Origin of the sequence: Actinomadura sp. NPDC048021, from assembly GCF_040653135.1 — a bacterium.
Taxonomy (GTDB): domain Bacteria; phylum Actinomycetota; class Actinomycetes; order Streptosporangiales; family Streptosporangiaceae; genus Spirillospora; species Spirillospora verrucosospora.
Genome location: NZ_JBEZJQ010000038.1, coordinates 31,035 through 51,183, shown reverse-complemented (window position 1 = coordinate 51,183; position 20,149 = coordinate 31,035). Strand labels below are relative to the sequence as shown.

16 protein-coding genes are annotated in these 20,149 nt (G+C 72.6%); 13 read left to right on the top strand and 3 right to left on the bottom strand.

Translation table 11 applies throughout. The features are described 5' to 3' along the window. Positions 1–117 precede the first annotated feature (117 nt). On the bottom strand, positions 118–3,000 hold the full coding sequence (locus tag AB0C87_RS39525; RefSeq protein ID WP_345173200.1) for an ABC transporter substrate-binding protein: 2,883 nt from the start codon (positions 2,998–3,000) through the stop codon (positions 118–120). 162 nt (positions 3,001–3,162) lie between these two features. Between AB0C87_RS39525 and AB0C87_RS39520 the strand changes: the two genes are divergently transcribed. Next, positions 3,163–3,546 (top strand): hypothetical protein, encoded by a 384-nt coding sequence (locus tag AB0C87_RS39520; protein ID WP_345173198.1) that lies wholly within the window; start codon positions 3,163–3,165, stop codon positions 3,544–3,546. A 44-nt stretch (positions 3,547–3,590) separates the two neighbouring features. Continuing rightward, positions 3,591–4,727 carry a phosphoserine transaminase gene (gene serC / locus AB0C87_RS39515; RefSeq protein ID WP_360581745.1) on the top strand — a complete coding sequence of 379 codons (1,137 nt, stop codon included), beginning with the start codon at positions 3,591–3,593 and terminating at the stop codon, positions 4,725–4,727. Positions 4,728–4,775: 48 nt separating this feature from the next. On the opposite strand, the gene AB0C87_RS39510 is transcribed toward serC, so the two are convergent. Then, complete coding sequence (locus AB0C87_RS39510) at positions 4,776–5,687, bottom strand: hypothetical protein (RefSeq protein WP_345173196.1); 912 nt, start codon at positions 5,685–5,687, stop codon at positions 4,776–4,778. Positions 5,688–6,312: 625 nt separating this feature from the next. Between AB0C87_RS39510 and AB0C87_RS39505 the strand changes: the two genes are divergently transcribed. The 11 genes from AB0C87_RS39505 (at position 6,313) to AB0C87_RS39455 (ending at position 17,596) form a co-directional block, all read left to right on the top strand. Next, positions 6,313–7,572, top strand: a complete 1,260-nt coding sequence (locus AB0C87_RS39505; protein ID WP_345173194.1) for a hypothetical protein — start codon at positions 6,313–6,315, stop codon at positions 7,570–7,572. A 65-nt stretch (positions 7,573–7,637) separates the two neighbouring features. Next, entirely contained in the window at positions 7,638–8,312 is a 675-nt protein-coding gene (cpaB, locus tag AB0C87_RS39500; RefSeq protein ID WP_345173193.1) for a Flp pilus assembly protein CpaB, read from the top strand. Between the two features lie 5 nt (positions 8,313–8,317). Next, complete coding sequence (locus AB0C87_RS39495; RefSeq protein ID WP_360581744.1) at positions 8,318–9,895, top strand: AAA family ATPase; 1,578 nt, start codon at positions 8,318–8,320, stop codon at positions 9,893–9,895. 5 nt (positions 9,896–9,900) lie between these two features. Further along, entirely contained in the window at positions 9,901–10,278 is a 378-nt protein-coding gene (locus AB0C87_RS39490; RefSeq protein WP_345173190.1) for a TadE family protein, read from the top strand. A 3-nt stretch (positions 10,279–10,281) separates the two neighbouring features. After that, a complete protein-coding gene (locus tag AB0C87_RS39485; RefSeq protein ID WP_345173189.1) occupies positions 10,282–11,637 on the top strand; it encodes a CpaF family protein in 1,356 nt (451 codons plus the stop codon). Next, entirely contained in the window at positions 11,634–12,566 is a 933-nt protein-coding gene (locus tag AB0C87_RS39480) for a type II secretion system F family protein (RefSeq protein ID WP_345173187.1), read from the top strand. The genes AB0C87_RS39485 and AB0C87_RS39480 overlap by 4 nt, the downstream gene beginning before the upstream one ends. 15 nt (positions 12,567–12,581) lie before the next feature. After that, complete coding sequence (locus AB0C87_RS39475) at positions 12,582–13,472, top strand: type II secretion system F family protein (protein WP_345173186.1); 891 nt, start codon at positions 12,582–12,584, stop codon at positions 13,470–13,472. Positions 13,473–13,494: 22 nt separating this feature from the next. Then, the gene (locus AB0C87_RS39470) at positions 13,495–14,748 is read left to right on the top strand and encodes an ATP-binding protein (protein ID WP_345173184.1); all 1,254 of its coding nucleotides are present in this window, start codon (positions 13,495–13,497) and stop codon (positions 14,746–14,748) included. Between the two features lie 3 nt (positions 14,749–14,751). Further along, complete coding sequence (locus tag AB0C87_RS39465) at positions 14,752–15,510, top strand: response regulator transcription factor (protein ID WP_345173183.1); 759 nt, start codon at positions 14,752–14,754, stop codon at positions 15,508–15,510. 159 nt (positions 15,511–15,669) lie between these two features. Continuing rightward, complete coding sequence (locus AB0C87_RS39460) at positions 15,670–15,948, top strand: hypothetical protein (RefSeq protein ID WP_345173181.1); 279 nt, start codon at positions 15,670–15,672, stop codon at positions 15,946–15,948. A gap of 328 nt (positions 15,949–16,276) precedes the next feature. Continuing rightward, on the top strand, positions 16,277–17,596 hold the full coding sequence (locus AB0C87_RS39455; RefSeq protein WP_360581743.1) for an OmpA family protein: 1,320 nt from the start codon (positions 16,277–16,279) through the stop codon (positions 17,594–17,596). Positions 17,597–17,651: 55 nt separating this feature from the next. Here the strand turns inward: AB0C87_RS39455 and AB0C87_RS39450 are convergent, their stop codons facing one another. Beyond that, positions 17,652–19,919: a fused MFS/spermidine synthase gene (locus AB0C87_RS39450; RefSeq protein ID WP_360581742.1), complete on the bottom strand. Its 2,268-nt coding sequence runs from the start codon at positions 19,917–19,919 to the stop codon at positions 17,652–17,654. Positions 19,920–20,149 lie beyond the last annotated feature (230 nt).

Genomic DNA, 20,149 nt, shown 5'->3' with positions numbered 1-20,149 from the left:
CGCGGCCGGTCCCCCGCCCCAACGCGCCTGAGGCCCCCGGTCGAACCGGGGGCCTTTGCCGTGCACGGAGGCGCCGGCCCGTCCGAGCCGCTTCGCGCAGGCGCCGCCGTGCCCGGGCTACTTCACGGCGGCGCCGCTCCCCTCCCCCGGCGGGCAGTCGGCCCGGCCCTGCCCGCGGGCGACGAGGCGGCCGCACACCTGCCTGACCTCCGTCGTCCCGTCCTGCCGGATCGTCGCGAGGATCACCGGCCGGTCGATCACCTGGTGGCCGGCGCCGCGGGAGGCGAACCGCAGCACGCCGCTGGCGCCGTTGCGCAGCACGTCGTGGTCGGGGTCGTTGAGCGCCGCGAACACCGAGCCCGCCGACGGCAGCGCCTTCTCCTGCCAGTACACCTTGCTCGCCACGGTCGCCACGAGGGTCGCCGCGTCGTAGCCGACGGCGGCGCGGGTGATGGACGGGCGCCGCCCCGACGGATCGTCCTCGTCGTCGGTCATCTCCCGGACCCCCGGGTCGTAGTCGGAGTAGAACGTCTGCGGCGACTGGTCGCCGATCCACCGCCACGTCCACGCCTCCCGGGCGGCCAGCGGCGTGAAGTACAGGTCGAAGGTGTTCTTGCGGCCGAGCTCCTCGGCGTTGTCGCTGACGTACTTGGCGATCTCGTCGTCGGCGAGGACCAGCGGGCGCTTGGGGCAGGAGAGCTCCAGCACGTTGACGAACGAGCGGAACTCGTCCGACCGCCCCGCGTAGTAGAAGAGGTCGGGCTGGTCCTGGCAGGCCTCCCTGACCGACTTGTTCAGCTCGCCGGGGTTCCTGTACGGGCGCATCAGCGCCTTGCCGGGCCGGAACGACCGCTGGAAGTCGGTCGCCAGGTTCGCGCTGTAGAGGTCGTCGGGGTCGCCGTCGTAGATGACGACCGCGTCGTCCACCTTCCCGCCGCCGACGTCGCCGTGCCGCGCCCAGTACGCGGCGTGCCGGGCGGTCCGCGCGTTGGGGGACGCGAGCCGGAAGTAGTAGGGCGAGTATCCGGCGTCGCCGTCGAGCAGCGCCGTCCCGTCGTAGCTGTTGGCGGTGCCGACGAGCGGAAGCGCCGACTTGGCCAGCAGCCTGATCGCCTCCTGGGTCTGCCGGCGGCTCTGCTCGAACCCGATCACCGCGACGATCGAGCGGTCCTTCAGCGCCCGCGCGCGGATCTGCTCGGCGACGTCCCCGGCGTAGCGGAACTTGGCGCCCGCGTTGGCGACCAGCACCCGCAGCCGCAGGTCGTCGCCCTCGGCCGCGTCGTTGAACCGCTTCTGCGCGATCGCCAGCCCGATCAGCTCGCCCTGCACCCCGGCGAGCAGGTCGATCCGCTTGTTCTTGATGGACGGGTCGGCAGTCACCGGGCCGAGGTAGACCACCGTCGCGTACGGCTTGCGGGACTCCATGACGTGGTCGTTCAGCGACTCGATCCGGTCGAGGACCCTGTTGAGCCGGTTGTCGTTGTTCTTGCCGCCGGAGTCCTCGCCGAAGCGGAACGACCCGTCGGTGATGCCGACGCACTCGCCGTTCGCCATCCGCCTGATCCCGAACGGCGAGCAGTACCGCTCCACCTGCACGGAGATGACGGAGACGGACGCGGCGGCGACCGCGACCATCGCGATCCACGGCAGCGCCGGATGGGCGAGCCGGGGCCTGCGCCGCACCGGCCGGACGGGCGGCAGGTCGCCGCCCGGGTCGCGGGTGACGTCCACGCGCAGCTCGCGGCGCGATCCGAGGGCGCCGACGCGCCGCTGCTCGCGCGTGTAGCGGTCCCACAGGCCGCGCGCGGCGATGACGCTCTGCGGCTCGTCCGAGCCCACGTCCACCCGGACGGCCCGCGCGAGCCGCTCCAGCAGCCGGGGCCCGGACGGGTCGGACGGCTCCGCCGGGGCGGCCGGGTCGACTCCGGCGACGACGACGAGCGGGTCGAAGCCCGGCGGCCGGTCGCTCGCCTGGCCGTCGGCGCGGACCCGCTCGACCAGCTCGACGAACGCCACCCCCGGATGCCCGGCGGACAGGTGCTCGAAGATCAGCACCGGGTAGCGGACCCGGGCCCACGCGGCCCGCCGGTAGTCGCGCCGGTAGTTGCGGCGCAGGTCCTCCAGGAACGCGGCGACGAGCAGCAGGTCGAGCTGCTCGCCGTGGTCGTCCGGCTCGACCGGGCGGGGGTCGAACACGCCGAGCGCGAAGCCGAGGAAGCCGGTGGAGTCGCGGTCGACGTAGGGCTGGCGCAGGAACCAGCCGAACCGCCGCACCCCGTACCAGCCGCGCGTCCGGGCGACGATCTGCACGGTCACGAACGCCAGGCCGACGACCGCCGCGAGCACGGCGGAGGCGAGGTCGAGCGCCGCCGCCGTCCCGGCGCTGATCAGCGCGACGGCGGCGATGCCGATCGGAGCGATCTGCTCCAGGAACGATAAGAAGGTGGCGCGCCTGCCGGGCACCTCTTCGAGGTCGCGCAGGACGTCGCGCCCGCGCCGCCGGATCACCCGGTTGAGCTCGCGGCGCCGCGCGTTCTCGTTGTCGCCGACCGGCGGGTGCGTCAGCCGCCGGACGAGCAGGTGGTTCTCGCGCTCGGACGAGGAGGCGCCGCGCGGCGGGGGGCGCTCGCCGGCCAGCCGGATCTCCCGCAGGTCGCGCAGCCACAGCGCCATCTCCAGCAGCGGGAAGCGCAGCGCCGGCTCGCCCCGGGCGCGGCTGCTCGGCTGCGACAGCTCGCGCTTGGCCTCCCGCAGCACGCCCGCGACGCCGGTGGCGGGCGTGTCGGCGGCGATGTGCGACACCGGGGCCCGCTCGTCCTCGCAGCGCGCCTTGAGGATCTCGGCGGCGTGGGAGGCGGCGCGCTCCGGCCCGAGCAGCAGGAGCAGGGGCCGCAGCCGCTCCCGCCACCGCCACGGCGGCCGCTCGCGCAGCCGCTCGAACAGGTCGAGGACCCCGCGCAGCCGATCCTCGCTCAGGATCCGGTCGCCGTCGCCCGCCATGCGCCACGCCTCGCTTCCGTGCCTCGCCCGCTTCTGCCCCGCAGCCCCCCGACTCGCCGTCCCCGTTCAGGTTGGACGCGCGGAACGGTCGATCGGATCGAAACTTTCCGCTGATCATGCGCCGGTTCCCGAAACCCGGCCACTTTGCCATCATGGGGCGGCATGAGAGCAGCCCGCGGCGGAGACGACGAGCCCCTCGAAGGCGACATCGGCCCCGCGGCCGGCGCCGTGTCCGGTGCGGGGCACGGCCGCGCGGCGGCGCCCGCGCTCTCGGAGGCCGCGGAGGCGGCGCAGGCGCTGAGGCGGTTCGACGCGGAGCGCGAGGAGCGCCGCCGCGCCACCAACGCCGTCGCGGGACGGATCGCGGTCGCGCTCGCCGCCCTCTTGCTGGCGTTCCTCACCTACGACTCCACCGCCACGGCCGTGCGGGCGCACTCCCGGGGCGACGCCTGGATCTACCCGCCGGCCGTCGTCGGCGGCGTCTGCGCCGCCGGGCTGGTCGCCCTGCTGACCTGGGGGTGGCGCCGCCGGCGTCTCGGGATGTGAACTCGACCCACGATCTTCGCCGCAGGTCAGATAGCCTCGGGTGAGTGACCGACAGCGCGAATCCCACCATCGACATCCCCGCCGATCTCAGGCCCGCCGACGGCCGTTTCGGGTGCGGTCCCTCCAAGGTCCGTCCCGCGCAGCTCGCCGCCCTGGCCGAGTCCGGCTCGACCTACATGGGCACCTCGCACCGGCAGAAGCCGGTGAAGTCCCTCGTCGGCCGCGTCCGGGAGGGGCTCGCCGAGCTCTTCTCGCTGCCCGAGGGGTACGAGGTCCTGCTCAGCAACGGCGGCACCACGGCGTTCTGGGACGCGGCCGCGTTCGGCCTCGTCCGGCAGCGGTCGCAGCACCTGACCTTCGGCGAGTTCTCCAGCAAGTTCGCCAAGGTCACCACGGGTGCGCCCTGGCTGGGGAACCCCACCGTCATCTCCGCCCCGCCCGGCACGCACCCCGAGGCGTCCGCCGAGGAGGACGTGGACGTCTACGCGCTCACCCACAACGAGACCTCGACCGGCGTCGCCATGCCGATCAGGCGCCCGGCGGGCACGACCGCGCGGGACGGCCTCGTCCTGGTGGACGCCACGTCCGGCGCGGGCGGCCTGCCCGTGGACGTGTCCGAGACCGACGTCTACTACTTCGCGCCGCAGAAGTGCTTCGCGGCGGACGGCGGCCTGTGGGTCGCGCTCGCGTCCCCGGCGGCGCTTGAGCGGATCGACGAGATCGCCTCGTCCGACCGGTACGTCCCGGAGTTCTTCAACCTGAAGACGGTCGTCGACAACTCCGCCAAGGACCAGACGTACAACACCCCGGCCGTGGCCACGCTGCTGCTGTTCGCCGAGCAGATCGAGTGGATGAACGGGCAGGGCGGCCTCAGCTGGACGACGTCCCGCACGGCCGACTCGTCCCAGCGGCTGTACACCTGGGCCGAGAAGACCTCGTACACGACGCCGTTCGTGGTCGACCCGGCGCAGCGTTCGCAGGTCGTCGGCACGATCGACTTCAGCGACGACGTGGACGCGGCGGCCGTGGCCAAGGCGCTGCGCGCCAACGGCATCGTCGACACCGAGCCGTACCGCAAGCTGGGCCGCAACCAGCTGCGCATCGGCATGTTCCCGGCGATCGACCCGGGCGACGTCGAGGCGCTGACCGCCTGCGTCGACTACGTCGTCGAGCGCCTCTGAGACGAGCCGGAGCCCTCGGGGGGCCACGCCGCTCCCCCGAGGGCCGGTTCAGGCGACGGTCAGCAGACCGCCGGTGCCGCCCGCCTGCCGCACCACGCGATGGAGCAGGCCGGCTCGGTCGCCCTCGGCGTCGGCCGGGGTGAAGCCCGTCCAGACGCGCGGGTCCATGTCGGTGTCCCGCGCCGTGGGCACGAACGCCGCCGTCGCGAGGACCTCGGGCAGGTCGCGGCGCCCGGGGCGGCGCTCCATGCCGACCTTCAGGTAGGTGCCCTCGCGCAGCAGCACGACGGCGGCGAAGCGGACCCGGGTGTGCCGCTCGACCTCCCGGAACCAGCGCGGGTTCGACGCCCAGTAGATGTTCTGGTCGGTGTCCACGGCCATGGTCAGCGGGCTGAGCGCGCCGCGCGCCAGGTGCACCTCGGTGGGACGGTCGCGCTCGACCCACGCCAGCGCGACCCGTCCGACCAGGGCCCCCAGAACGCCGGTGATCTCGGCCGGGGGCCGGCGGCCGGCCAGCAGCCGGAGGATCGGCTCGCTGCCGGTGGCGCCGGACGCGGGCGGCGGCGCGAACCGCGCCCGCAGCCCGGCGGCGTCGATGTCGCCGTCGTACGCGCCCACGACCGTGGCCGGCGAGCCGGCGACGACCATGGGGCCGGCGTCGGCGGCCTCGGCCGGAGACCCCTGCGCCGCCCAGCGGGTGTGCCCGACGGCCGCGGCGGCGCGGTCGAGTTCGTGCAGGAACTCCGGCCGCCAGACCCCCGAGAACCGGCCGCGCCCCTTCACCACCCGGCAGCCCCCGCCGCCGGCCCCGCCGAGCCCCGGGGCGGCGCCGAGCAGCGCCAGGCCGGCCGAGTCGGTCCCCCGCTCCTCGGCGAGAGCGCCCAGCATGACGAACACGTCCGACGCCCGACCCGGGTCGGCCGCGAACGGCGAGCGCACCACCCCGAACAATCCGCACATGCAGGATGAGATGCGGATCGCGGGCGGGCGGTTCACCCCCGCGGCCTGGGCACGCACCGTGACCGGCCTTACCGGTGCTTATCACCCCATCAGCCACATTGGCCCCGATTAATTCCCACCATTGATCAGGGGCCCGGCACCCCGCCCTGTCCAGGGCCCTGGGGCCTACTTCTATGGCCGCATGTGGACCTTTCGTCCGCCGTTGATCAACGCTCCGCACGTCAGAGAGAATGGCCAGGCGGGGGCGACCTCTGGAGAGGAGAGTGAAAATTCCACTCTTCTGGGAGCGCACCGGCGACGGCGGCGGACGACTCCCGCGATCATCCGCTCCGACCAGGCGAAACACCATTCTCACCGACCCCCTGTCAGGACGGATGTGACAGGTTTTCTCGAACGTGTCACCACCATCGGGAACCTTGGTGGCGGACGCGGCATCGAACAATGCGATGCTCCCCGGTTTTGACGCCGGCACCCCTGCCGGAAGGACTAATCCCTTGAATGGTGACAGCCGTAATGACTATAGTCATCGATTCCGTGACCAGACGAATATATCGTCTGCCGTTCGGTCGCCGTTCAGGACGGGAGGGTTCCGCCCGGTGAGGCCTAGAGATCATCTGAGGTGCCCGTGACCGCGGTGGTGCTGGTCGGCGACTTCCCCAGCACGGGAGTCCTGCAGGCCACGGTGGCTCAGCGGGTGGCCGTGGAGGGCCGCGGCGACGAGGCCGCGCCCGCCTTCGTCGACCACATGGAGTACGCCCTCCGGCGGCGCGGCGCCGTGCTGGTGCTGTACCCGGCGTGGAAGAGGAGCCGTGCGCAGCGGCTGGTGCGCCTGGCACGCTCCGCGCTGCTCACCGACCGGATCGCCGGCCTGCCGCTCGACGTGCCGCCGCTGGCGCTGTCCCTGGTCGCCGACCAGTTGACGTTCGCGTCGGCCCACGCGCGGCCCGGAGTCCTCGCGACCCTCGCCCACCGGCTCTGCGCGACCCTCCACGCCGGAGCCTGGGTGAACAGCGTGGCGCGCCTTGAGCACGTCAAGACCGGACTCGGGGCGCACGTCTCGTCCTACCTGCCCGGCGGCGGGTTCTCGGTGACGGCAGGCGCCCACCCGGAGGTGCACCGCATCACCGCCGCCAAGCCCGTCCCGCGCCTGGCGTCGCGGCCCGCCGACCCCGTGCTGATGCTGGTGGCCGACGCGAACGGCGACGCCGGTTGGCTCCAGAGCAGGATGCGGCCGGTGCTCGCGGCGGTGACGTCGACCGCGGTGGCGCCGCAGCCGATGAGCGCGGAGTACTGGGGGACGAAGAAGTACACCGAGTTCGTGGCGTTCAGCGGTCACCCGCACGCGCTGCGGAGCCTGCTGGCCGGTTCTTCGTACAGGGCGTGCGGATGGTGCGGCGAACCGACCGCGCTGCCCGAGTGCCCGTTCTGCCTCATGGTCCAGCCGGTCCGGGAGGCGGCGCCCACCGAGGCCGTTCCCCCTGGTCACCCGCAGCGGCCGCACCCTCAGCCCTCTGGGGCCCAGCCTCCCCGTCCCCAGCCCCAGCCCCCGGCTCCCCAGCATGTCCAGCGACCGGCCGCCCCACCGCAGCCGTCCTGGCCGCAGGCTCCGCATCCCCCCGCGCCCCACCCCGTCCAGCCTCCCCAGGTCCGGCCCGACGAGGAGGCGCCGCCGACACGCCCGCAGTACCCGCGCCAGGACGGCGGTCCGCCGTCGGCGCCCCCCGACCAGACCGATGACGCCCCGTCCCTCACCACGCTCCTCGACGACGCGGCGCCCCGGCGGGCCGCGGCACCGGACTCCCCGCCCGAGCGGACGCCCCGGACGACCCCCGACGACGAGTGGCGCGATGGAACCGTCATCTTCCGTCCGCAGCGCCGCCGGTAAGCCTCCCTGCCCCCCGACCAGAACGGAGTCCCATGAACCCGCGCCAGCGACGTGGAGTTCTGCTGATGATCCTGGCTGCGCTCGGCGCCGTTGCTGTGTTCATCAGCATCATCGGCTATGTCGGCTCTGTTCGGGCCGAGGTCGGTGTGAAGACCGACGTGCTCATGCTCAAGCGCGCCGTCCCCGCCTTCAGCCCGGTCACCGCGGCGGACCTCGACCGCATCCGGGTGCCGAAGCGGTGGTCGCCGGAGACGATGGTGACCGACACGGCCGCGCTCAACGGCAAGGTCGCCGCCGCCGATCTTCCGGCGGGGGCCTACTTACAGACGGGCATGCTCGTCCCCGGCCCGACCCTGCAGCCCGGCCAGCGCGAGATCGCGATCATGATCGACGCCGAGACGGGCGTGGCGGGCAAGGTCCACGAGGGCATGCCGGTCGACATCTACGCGACCTACCAGACGCAGAAGGGGAACCAGCAGCAGTCCTGCGCGGCGCGGATCGTCCGGGCGGCCAGGGTCATCCAGATCGGGCAGACGACCCAGGTCAAGGACGAGAAGAACAGCTCGGTGACGCAGTCCCAGGTTCCGATCACCTTCGCGCTGAGCGCGCAGGACAGCCTCAAGCTCACCCGCGAGGAGAGCTTCGCGACGAAGATCAGGCTCGCCCTCATCGGCGGGTCCGGAACCGGCCTGGACGGCACCCGGCTCCCGCCGGTCTGCGAAACGCTTCCGGCGAGGTGAGACCGGTGAACATCCACGTCCTCCTCGGCGTCGAGGACCGCGATCTCGCCGCCGCCCTCAGCGGGCAGTTCCGCGAGATCCCCGACATCGAGCTCGTCGCGGTCGAGACGACGTCCAACCATCTGGCGGGGACGGTCGCGACGACCCCGAACCTCGACGTCGTGCTGGTGCACCAGGGGCTCGGGCCGCTGCCGGCGCTCGACCTCATCCGCGACCTGGTGATCCGCCAGCCCCAGCTCGCCGTCATCCTGATCGCCGACGACGCGACGGCCGAGATGCTGGCGGCGGCGATGGCGGCCGGCGCGCGCGGGGTGATCTCCAACGAGCCGACCCTGTCGGAACTGCAGAACCGCGTCCAGCAGGCGTCGGAGTGGTCGCGCAGCATGCGCCGGCACTTCACCTCCGCCGAGATCCCCGGCCGGCCGGGCCGGATGGCCAGGCTGGTCACGCTCACCGGCGCGAAGGGCGGCGTCGGCACGACCACGCTGGCGATCCACCTCGCCATCGCCGTGTCCAGTGCGGGGAGGACGGTGTGCCTGGTCGACATGGACCTGCAGAACGGCGACATCCCGGGCTACCTCGACGTCCAGCACCGGCACAGCCTCGCCGACCTCGCCGCGGCCGCCGGCGACCTCGACGGAGCGGTCGTGGCAGAGGCGCTGTTCGTCCACCCTGCCGGACCGCACCTGCTGCTCGCGCCCGCGCACGGCGAGGACGCGGAGGAGATCTCGGCCCGTGCCGTGCGGCAGATCCTCACCGTCATCCGGTCCCGGTACGACGTGGTGATCGTGGACGGCGGCACCCATCTCGCCGACGCCAACGCGACGGCGGTGGAACTCGCGGACGAGGCCGTCATCGTCACCACCCCCGACGTGCCGGCGCTGCGCTCGGCCCGCCGGCTGGCGCAGATGTACGCGCGGCTCGCGGTCCGCAAGGAGGACGAGGTGAGCGTCCTGCTCACCCGGCACGACAGGCGCAACGAGATCCAGCCCGAGCTGGCGAAGAAGATGGTCGGCTCGCCGCTGCGCGGCGTCACGGTGCCGGCGGTCTTCCGCGCCCTGGAGGAGGCGGCCAACACCGGCTCGCCGGGCGCGGTGAAGAACGCCGACTTCCGCAAGGCGATCGGCAAGGCGGCCCTGGACCTCGGGCTGCTCGACGCCGGGGGCGGGCAGGGCGCCGGCGCGGCGGCGGCGCCGGACACCGGCGACCGGGGCGAGGCCGCGATCGGGTTCGCCGGCGTCTTCCCGCTGATCCTGCTGGTCCTCGTGCTGGTGTGGCAGATCGTGCTGGTCGGGCTGACCTCCACCTACTCCAGCCACGCGGCGAACGAGGCCGCGCGGGCGGTCGCCGTGATCGGCTACGACAAGCGCGACACTCCCGAGGCGCGAGCCAACCGGGAGGAGGTGCGGCGCCGCGCGGTGGCCCGCATCAAGGGCAGGTGGAAGGACCGCGACCACCTCACGCTCGACGTCGTGAACGGCTACGCCGTGGTCACCATCGACACGCCCGTCCTGATCCCCGGGCTCCGCAGCTCGTGGGGCATCCGGACCCGAAGCAAGATCGTCTACGAGGGCGAGGGGTGAGGGACGTGGCGGCGCACGACGCCCGGCGCCGGGACGCGGGCGCGGCCGCGATCGAGTTCGCGGGCGTCCTCCCGATCGCGCTCTTCGTCATCTTCGCGGCCTTCCAGGCGTACATCTCCTTCACCACGGTGTCGCGCGTGGAGAACATCGCCCGCACCGGAGCCCGCGAGGCCGCCCAGCACTACGACCCGTCCCTCTGCGTCGAGTACGCGAACCGGGTCAGGCCCTACTGGCTGAACGACTACAAGATCGATGGAGGGCGGACCGAGGTGGCGGGAGCCGACGCCGTGTACTGCCATGTCGAGGCCAAGCTGCCGCTGCTGTTCAAGGGGGTCCCCTTCGACTACACCGTGAACCGCACCGTCACCATGCCGCTGGGATAGCCGATGGCACTCAAGGACCGTCTCGACGACGACCGGTCGTCCAACGACCGGATGAGCAAGAGCACCGTCCAGCACTGGCGGCAGCGCCTGCTGGAGGAGGTCAACCTCGACGAGCTGGCGCGGCTGACGATGGCGCAGCGGCGGGCCCGGCTGGAGAAGGTCGTCGGCCTGCTGGTGACGCGGGAGGGGCCGGTGCTGGCGGCCGGGGAGCGCGCCAACCTGATCCGCCGGGTGGTGGACGAGGCCCTCGGCCTCGGCGTGCTGGAGCCGCTGCTCGCCGACCCGACCGTCACCGAGATCATGGTGAACGGCCCGGACTCGATCTTCGTGGAGCGGGCGGGCCGGGTCCACCGGCTGGACGCGGGGTTCGCCAACGAGGACCAGCTGTACCAGACCATCGACCGGATCGTGGCCCAGGTGAACCGGCGGGTGGACGAGTCGAGCCCGATGGTGGACGCCCGGCTGCCCACCGGCGAGCGCGTCAACGTGATCATCCCGCCGCTGTCGCTGGTCGGCCCGATCCTCACGATCCGCCGGTTCCCGCGCTCCTACAGCATCGAGGAGCTGGTCTCGATGGGCTCCATGGACCAGGCCACCGGCATGCTGCTGGCCGCGTTCGTGCGCGCCCGGCTCAACCTGGTCATCGCCGGCGGCACCGGCACCGGCAAGACCACCATGCTGAACGCGCTGTCGGCGTTCGTGCCCGAGTCCGAGCGCATCGTCACCATCGAGGACTCGGCGGAACTGCGGCTCAAGCAGGAGCACGTGCTGTCGCTGGAGTCGCGTCCGGCCAACATCGAGGGCAAGGGCGCGATCACCATCCGCGACCTGGTGCGCAACGCGCTGCGCATGCGGCCCGACCGGATCATCGTCGGCGAGGTCCGCGGCGGCGAGACGCTGGACATGCTCCAGGCGATGAACACCGGCCACGACGGCTCGCTGGTGACCGTGCACGCCAACTCCACCGAGGACGCGGTGTACCGGCTGCAGACGCTGGCCAGCATGAGCGACGTGCGGCTGCCGTTCGAGGCGATCCGCGACCAGATCGGCAGCGCCGTCAACGTGATCGTGCAGCTCAACCGGGGCCCGGACGGGTCGCGGCGCATCGTCGAGGTGGCGATGCTGGAGCACGCCCGGCGCGGCGAGATCACCACGCGTCCCGTGATGCGGTTCGAGTCCGATCCGATCGGCGCGGACCGGGTGGTGCGCGGGCGCTTCCGGCCGGTCCCGCTGCCGCGGGACCTGCTGACCAGACTCTTCCACGCCGGGGAGAGCGTGCCGCCCGCGTTCGCCGGCGCGCCGTCCCCGAACGGGACCGCGCATCCCGGTGGCCGCCCGCGAGGGGAGCAGTCCCGATGAGCCTTCCACTTCCGGTGATCCTGGCGATGCTGGCCGCCGTCCTCGCGCTGGCGACCTGGGGCATCGGCGACCTGGTCGCGGGCTGGGGGCAGCAGCGCCGGCTGGTCGCGCGCTCCGAGATCGGCGGCGACGGCGACCGCGTCGACGGCCTGCTGGGACGGCTGGACGTCGCCCTGCGGCGCACCGCGGTCGGGCAGGCGCTGGCCCGGCGGCTCGCGGCCTCGGGGATGCGGATGCGGGTGTCCACGCTCGTGCTGCTGATGGCGGGCAGCGGCCTGGCGGCGATCGTGCTGATCAGCCAGTGGATCGCGCCGGTGTTCGGGGTGGCCGCCGCGATCGGCGTCGGCTTCGCCTTCCTCGCCTACCTGCGCCGCAAGGAGGACCGCCGGCGCGAGGCGTTCATCGCCCAGCTGCCCGAGCTGGCCCGGGTGCTGGGCAACGCCACGCACGCCGGGCTGGTGATGCGCACCGCCATCGAGATCGCCGCCGACGAGCTCGCCGATCCGGCCGGGGAGGAGGTGCGGCGCACCGCCGACGCGCTGCGCCTCGGCCAGTCGGTGGAGGACGCGCTGCGCGACCTCGGCGGGCGGCTGCCGTCCCGGGAGCTCGGCGTGCTGATCAGCACCCTGCTGGTGTCGGCGCGGGCGGGCGGGTCGCTGGTCACCGCGCTGCGCACCATCGCCAGCACCCTGGAGGAGCGCAAGGAGACCCGCCGCGAGGTCAAGACGATCATGGGTGAGGCGGTGGTGACCAACTGGGTCGTCGGCGGGTTCAGCGTGGTCGGCGTCATGATGATCAACTTCATGGTGCCGGGGGCCCTGCGCACCATGAGCGAGCACCTCGGCGGGCAGGTCATCCTCGCCGCGGCGGCCGCGATGTTCGTGGTCGGCCTGGTCGTCATCGGCCGGATCACCCGGATCGACGTGTGAGGCGGTGGACGAACAATGATCATTCTGGCCATGGCGGGCGCCGCGGCGCTGTGCGTCATCCTGGCCGCGTGGGGGTTCGGGCTGGTGGCCGCGGGCCAGCGGGTCGCCGCCTCGGCGGTGCCCGAGCCTCCCAAGGCGGACAAGAACGAGGTGTTCATCCTCGACGCCATCGCGGACCGGGTGGGGCGGCCGTTCACCGGCGCGGCGATGGAGCTGCTCAGCCCGTGGCGGGCGGCGATCCGCAGACGGATCGACGCGGCGGGCCGTCCCGGCGGCATCACCGTCGAGGGCTACGCGCGCCGGACCGCGGGCTACGCCGTCTTCTTCCTCACCTTCGCGCTGCTGCTGGCCCTGAACGGGCATCCGCTCTACGGCACCGTCTGCCTGATCGGCTGCCTGCAGAACGAGTTCGTCATGTACGGCAAGAGGGTGGCCAGGCAGGACGAGATCCAGCGCTCCATGCCCGACTTCCTCGACGTGCTGGCGGTCACCGTCAGCGCCGGTCTGAGCTTCCGCCTGGCGCTGCACCGCGTCGCCGAGAGCATGCCGGGCGCGCTGGCCGACGAGTTCATGGTGGCGCTGCGCCAGATGGAACTGGGCACGCCGCGCCGTGAGGCCTTCGAGGACCTGCGCGACCGCAACAACTCCGAAGCGGTCAACCAGTTCGTGACGGCGCTGCTCCAGGCGGAGGAACTGGGCGCGCCGCTCACCACGGCGATGATGGACATCGGCAACGACATGCGCCGCGAGTCGGCGCAGTGGGCCAAGCGCAAGGCGCAGCGCACCACACCGAAGATCACGGGGATCACTCTGGGGCTGACCCTGCCGGCGCTGATGCTCGTGGTCATGGGGGCCGTCTACTACGGGTCGGGAGTGGGGGCCGGTGGTGGGCTCTTCGGCAACTGACCACGTCTTACCCACAGGGGGCATGATGGGCGACGCGCCGGCACCGCTGGGCGGCACCCGGGCCGCGGCCTGGGAGCGGCCCGTCCAGGGGGAACTGACCGAGCAGGTCGGCGGAGCCTTCCAGATGCTCCTGCAGATCCGCATGTTCATCGCGGCGGTGACGCTGTCGCTGGTCCCGCTCGAAGTGGAGTACCTGGACGTCTTCCTTCTCGTCCTGACGGTGGCGCTGCTGTCCTGGCTGGCCGGGCGGTACTGGCGCTACGTCGCACCCCGCCTCGCGCGCCACCCCCTGCTGTTCGCGCTCGACATGGCCGCCTCGTTCACCGTGCTCGGCCTCGGCGGCACGTCCGGCCCGTACCTGCTGGCGACCGTCGCCACCGCCGCCCTCGCGGGCCTGCTCTACCACTGGCGCGGCATGCTGACGGTGGCCGGGCTCCAGACCCTCTGCTACTACGTCACGTTCGTGTTCACCATCGACTCCGCGCCGGACGCGCAGCCCCCGACCTTCCAGGACGTCCTGGGGCAGCCGCTGTGCTACCCGCTCGCGGGGTTCGCCGGGGTGGCGCTGCGCCGCCTGCTCGACGCCAACGCCGAGCAGGAGTCGGCCCGGCGGCTGGCCGAGGTGAAGGCGGCCGCGGCGGAGGAACGCGCCCGCCTGGCCCGCGAGATGCACGACTCGCTGGCCAAGACCCTGCGCGGCATCGCCCTGGCCGCCACGGGGCTGCGCGTGTGGGTCGAGCGGGACCGGGACCGGGCGCTGGACGAGGCCGACCGGATCGCCACCGCCTGCCAGGTCGCCTCCCAGGAGGCGCGGAGCCTGCTGTCGGAGCTGCGCCGCGACACGATCCCGCGCTCGCTGTCGCAGGTGGTCGCCGAGACAGCGCGGGACTGGTCCGACGCCGCGGGCGTCCCGGTGGTCTGCGAGATCGCCCCGGACATCGATCTGCCCTTACGGGTGCGGCACGAGGCCGTGGCGATCCTGTCCGAGGCGCTGACCAACGTCGAGCGGCACGCCGGAGCCGGCTCGGTGCGGGTCCGGCTGGCCCGCGGGGACGGCGAGGTGCGGCTGACGGTGTGCGACGACGGAGCGGGATTCCGCCCGCCCGAGCTCACCGCGCTGGCGCGGGAGGGCCACTACGGCCTCATCGGCCTGCACGAGCGGGCCCAGCGGGTCGGCGGCGTGGTGAAGATCCTTTCGACCCGGGGGAAGGGCACCACCGTTCTGGTCCGGCTGCCCATCGACGAACGAGCGCACCGATTGGCCGAGGTGAGTTGAACGATGGCCCGAGTCGTGGTGGTCGACGACAATGTCGTCGTGCGGTCCGGATTAGTGTCGCTGCTGGAGGCCTCGGGCATCGAGGTGGTGGGCGAGGCCGGCGACGGCCGGACCGCCATCGAGATCGTCGAGCGGGTGCGGCCCGACCTGGTGCTGCTGGACGTGCAGATGCCGCTGGTCGACGGCGTCACCGCCGCGCAGACGCTGAGCCGCCTCACGAGGGTGATCATGCTGACCTACACCGAGGATCCGCGGATCGTGCGGGAGGCCATCGGCAACGGCGCCTCCGGCTACCTGGTGCACGGCCAGTTCTCCGCGCAGAAGCTGGCCGACGCGGTGCACGGCGCGCTGCGCGGGGCGAACCCCCTGTCGGAGGCCGCGGTGTCGGCTCTCGTGGGGGCGTTACGCGAGGTCTCCGCCCGTCCTGAGCCGCCCGGCGCCGACGCCGGCACCGAACCCGGCGGGGAGCCGCGCGACGACACGCCCGCGGCGTCCGGGCCGTCGGGACCGTCCGGGCCGGCCGGAGCGCCGTCCGACGACGGCGAGCGGCGGGTCGCACGGTTCGGGCTCTCCGCCCGGGAACTGGACGTGATGCGCCTGATCGTGCAGGGCAGGACCAACGTCGAGATCGCCGGCCACCTGTTCCTGGCGGAGAAGACCGTGAAGAACCACGTGAACCGGATATACGCGAAACTCGGCGTCACCTCCCGCGCCGCCGCCATCGCGCAGTGGATGGGAACCGCAGGGGAGGACACCCGGTGACCGCGTCCGGGAATTCCCGCCCCTTAGGTCCGAGGGCCCTATCGGAATTGGGTCCGCGCCGGGTCCGTGATTGGGTCGACGGGCCCTGGGAGGGCACCGCCGATTTCCGTAATGTTCCAGTCAATGGAGCAGATGGAAACGGCGGTCAGGAGGCAGAAAATGAGCCCGATCCTTCCCCTGTACGTGCACACCGAGACTTTCATGCGGAATCGTGCCGACGACGTCCAGGACTTCGTCCGGACCCGGATCGCGCGCATCCGCGACGCGGAGGACCGCGGGGCCAGCGCGATCGAGTACGCCGGCCTGGTGCTGATCGCGGGCATCATCATCGTCTTCCTCATCACCGCCGCCAAGTCGACCATCAAGCCGAAGGTCGAGGGGGCCATCAACGAGATCTTCGGCGGCGGCGGCGACGGCGGGGACCCGAAGAAGAAGTAACGCCTCGACTGACCGCGGTCGCCGAGCTGCGGCGCACTCGACAGGGAGAGCCACCGGAGGGTGGCTCTCCCTGTCTTTTTCATGTGGATTATCCATTCCGTGTGACGGGAGCAGACAGATGTTCGAACCTGGCCGGGGACATTCTTGGGGCTTTCGAGCCGGAGTGGGCGCGGCCGCCCTTCTCCTGGCCCTGTCCGCTTGCGGCGGTGGCGACGACGGTTCCGACCCGCCGAAGAAGACCGGCGGACCGGCCGGCAAGGCGCCCGGCACCGGAATCTCGGTGCCCATGGCGCACCGTGCGGGGCCTGCGCACGTGGAGCTCCTCGCGTTGAGCCGGACCTCCGGCAGCGCCGTCACCGGGCAGTTCCGCATCGTCAACGACGGACAGAGCCAACTGAACCTGCATATCAGCCTGTTCGAAGGCGGCCGTGAGGGCGACATCCGAAGTCTGGAGGCCAACGGCATCGGATTACTCGACGGCGCGGGCGGCAAGCTCTACATGCCGTTGAGGAAGGCCGACGGCACCTGCCTGTGCTCCTCACTCGCCGACAAGGAACTCGCCCCCGGCGCCTCGCTGGACGTCTACGCCGTGTTCCCCGCGCCGCCCGCCGGGGTGAACAGGGTGACGGTGACGCTTCCGCTGACGGTGCCGATGCAGGACGTTCCGCTCTCCAATGGCCCCGTCCGGGCGCTGCTGGACCAGACCGATCCGGCCTCGGTGTCGCTGGCGTCGCCGCGCATCCTCACCGTGGCGGGAGTCGCCGAAGGCGACGAGCAGTCCGTGGACGACGACGGCGACAAGCGGGCCGTGCGGTTGTCGTCGGACGTGCTGTTCGCGCTGAACAAGGCCGATCTGACCCCACCGGCCGACAAGCTCCTGCGCGGCGTGGCCAAGCAGATCGACGCCTCCCGGGGCAGCACGGTCAAGGTCGACGGATACACCGACTCCAGCGGCAACGACGCCATCAACCAGCCGCTGTCCGAGCGGCGCGCCAAGGCCGTGGCCGACCGGCTCAAGCAGCTCGTCACCCGCACCGGCGTGACCTTCCAGACCGCCGGGCACGGATCGGCCGACCCCGTGGCCCCGAACGACACCGAGAGCGGTCGCCGCAAGAACCGGCGGGTCACCGCGAGCTTCACCATGCCTTCCCCGCCAGCCGCTCCGGCGGGCGGGCGGCCCTACCGCTGGGCGCCCGGCAAGCCGGCCTCGTCCAAGACGGCCGCCTTCACCGCGGCGGAGGCCAGGAACCTCCAGGTGGAGGTGAACTCCATGCACCGCGATCCGGCGGGCCTGACCACCTTCGTCTGGACGCTGCGCAACAACGGCCGGTCCCAGGCGGACGTGGGCTCGGCGTTCCAGCTGGACCTCCAGTACAACGGCAGGCTGAGCCCCGTGTCGCAGAGCACCGACGGCATCTCCATCCGCGACACGGCCGGCGACGTCTGGTACTACCCGCTGCGCGCGTCGAGCGCCGAGTGCGTCTGCACCTCCCTGCCCCGGGCCGACGCCAAGAAGGTCCTCGCCCCCGGCGAGAGCGTGACCTACGCGGGCGTCTACCGGCTTCCTCCCGAGGCCCGGACCGTGGACATCGACTTCCCCTGGTCCGGCCAGGAGGGGCTCCGCATGAAGGGCGTCGCGGTCAGGTAGCCGACACGGACCGGCGTGGTCCGCGCGGCCCGCGAGGCCGCACGGACCACGCCCGTCAGCGGCGGTTCATCTTCAGCAGCTCGAACAGGGCGGAGTGGGCGTCGGTCCACACCGGGCCGCCGCTGCGGATCCCGTGCCAGCGGGTGGAGCGGGCGGCGAGAGGACGCAGGTCGTCCGCCGACCGGGCCATCGCCACCCACTCGGACGAGAACGACAGCCTGTCGCCCTTCGGGGCGGTGTCCGACGCGGTGAGCGTCGCCATCCCGGCCGCCCGGCCGGTCGCGCCCAGCATGGGGGCCAGCTCCAGGTTGCGGTTCGACACGTTGAAGACCAGGACGCCGCCGGGCGCGAGCTTGGCGGCGTACAGCCCGATGGCCTGCCGGGTGAGCAGGTGGGTCGGCACCGCGTCGGAGCTGAAGGCGTCCAGAAGGATCATCCCGTACGAGCGGTCCGGTGCGCGCTGGAGCTCCAGGCGGCCGTCGCCGACGATGGTCCGCACGCGGCAGGGGCAGTCGCGGAGGTAGGTGAAGTAGCGCGGGTCGCGGGCGATGCGGACCACCGCCGGGTCGATCTCGAAGAAGTCCATCCGCTGGCCCGGGCGACCGTACGCGGCGAGGCCGCCTGCGCCGAGCCCCACGACGGCCACCCGGCCGGACCGCGGCCCCGCGCCGTACGCGGCGAACACGTCGCCGATCGGCCCGCGCCGCGCGTAGTACGAGACCGGCGTCATGCGCTGCCCGGGCGCGCGCAGCTGGAAGCCGTGGACGGTCGTCCCGTGCACGAACGTGGCCCGCTCGGGGGTGAGCCGCACCTGGTACTGCCCGAAGAACGTGCGCTCCCGGTCGATGCTGTGCGACTGCTTGACCGTGAACGGGACCAGCACCGCCGCCACCGCCACGGCCGCCAGTACACGGGGCCGCCGGACGATCAGCAGGATCCAGGACGCGGCGAGCGCGAACCCGGCGCAGCGCAGGGCCGTCGTGTCCATGAAGCACAGCAGCAGCGCGGCGAGCGGCGCGGTCACCAGGAACGCCCACCGGGTGGGCGCGGACCCCGGGATGCTCCGCGCCGGCCACCGCGCCGCCAGGGGCAGGAGGCCGAGGCTCGCCACGACCACCGGCAGTTCGGCGGTCCAGTTGAACACCAGCGGGGCCACGATGCCGTTGAACAGGCCGCCGAGCGCGCCGCCGACCGAGGTGACGAAGAAGAACTCCGTCAGCCGCCGGGGCGCCGGCCGGTCGGCGGCCAGCAGGTCGTGGCAGGTGAGGCCCGCCAGGGCGAGCAGCGCCAGGTCGAGGGCGATGGCCGCCGGGGCGTACCCGATGCCTCCTCTGATCAGCGTCCAGGGCAGCACGACCGCGGCGATCGCCGACGCGACCACCGCTGCGGGCAGCCGGCGATGCGTGCGCAGGGCGAACGCCACGATGAAGGTGACCAGGTACAGCGCCAGCGGGATCACCCACATCAGCGGCACGGGCGCGATGTCGGTCGACATGTGCGCCGTGACGCCCAGCATGAGCGAGGACGGCACGAACGCGAGGAACAGCCAGCGCCCGCGGCGGCGCCATCCGATGGGCTCCTCCCCCGCGCCGTGAGCGGCGGCCTCCTCCGCGGGCCCGGTCTCGGGAGCCTCGCTCTCGGGAGCGCCGGCCGCGCCGGGCCGGACCGCCCGGCGGACCACCACCGCGCACGCGGCCATCAGCGTCACGAAGACGCCGTAGCCGATCGCCCACCAGGTCGCCTGCCCGCCCACCTCGGCCGCCGGCTCGATGAAGAGCGGGTAGGACAGCAGCGCCAGCAGGCTTCCCGTGTTCCCGGCCGCGTAGAGGAAGTACGGGTCGCCGGAGCGCGGCAGGTCGGACCAGGAGTACCAGCGCTGGATCAGCGGGCTGGTCGCCGCGACCGCCGTGAACGGCGCGCCGACCATGACGGTCAGCACCAGCAGCAGCCACAGCGCGGGGGGAGCGGACGCCGGGGCCCCCGCCCATTCCGGCGCGGCGATGGGAAGCAGCGGGAGCGGCAGCAGAATGAGGACCGCGTGGAGGATCGGCTGCTTTCTCGCGCCCAGCCGCTGAGCGAAATGCGCATATCCGTAACCGAGCAGCAAGGCCCCCTGAAAGAACAGCACCGCCGTGTTCCACACCATCGGCGATCCGCCATAGGCCGGCAGGATCATCTTGGTGACCATCGGCTGCACCACGAAGAGGAGGCCGGCCCCGACCAGGCTGGCCAGGGTGTAGATCCCGACCAGGGCGGGCAGCCGCCACCGTCCGCTCCGCGCTGCCCGCTCGCTCCGGCTCGGGGACTCGACGACGACGCTCAACTGCGCGCTCCTCGCGATAGATCGGTGTCCGCATGCGGCGGTATTCGTCGATGAAGACCTCTCCGCGGCCGAGCGTAACTGTGCCCAGGACTCATTTTTGAGGGCCCGGAGACCCAAATGCGACGCGGTTTATCCGGGGCGGAGAACCTGGGTCCGCGGGCCTAGCGAAACCACTCCGAGCAAAGGTGAGGAGTCGGCCGGGGCGGGCGGGCGGCGGCGGAACGGGCCGC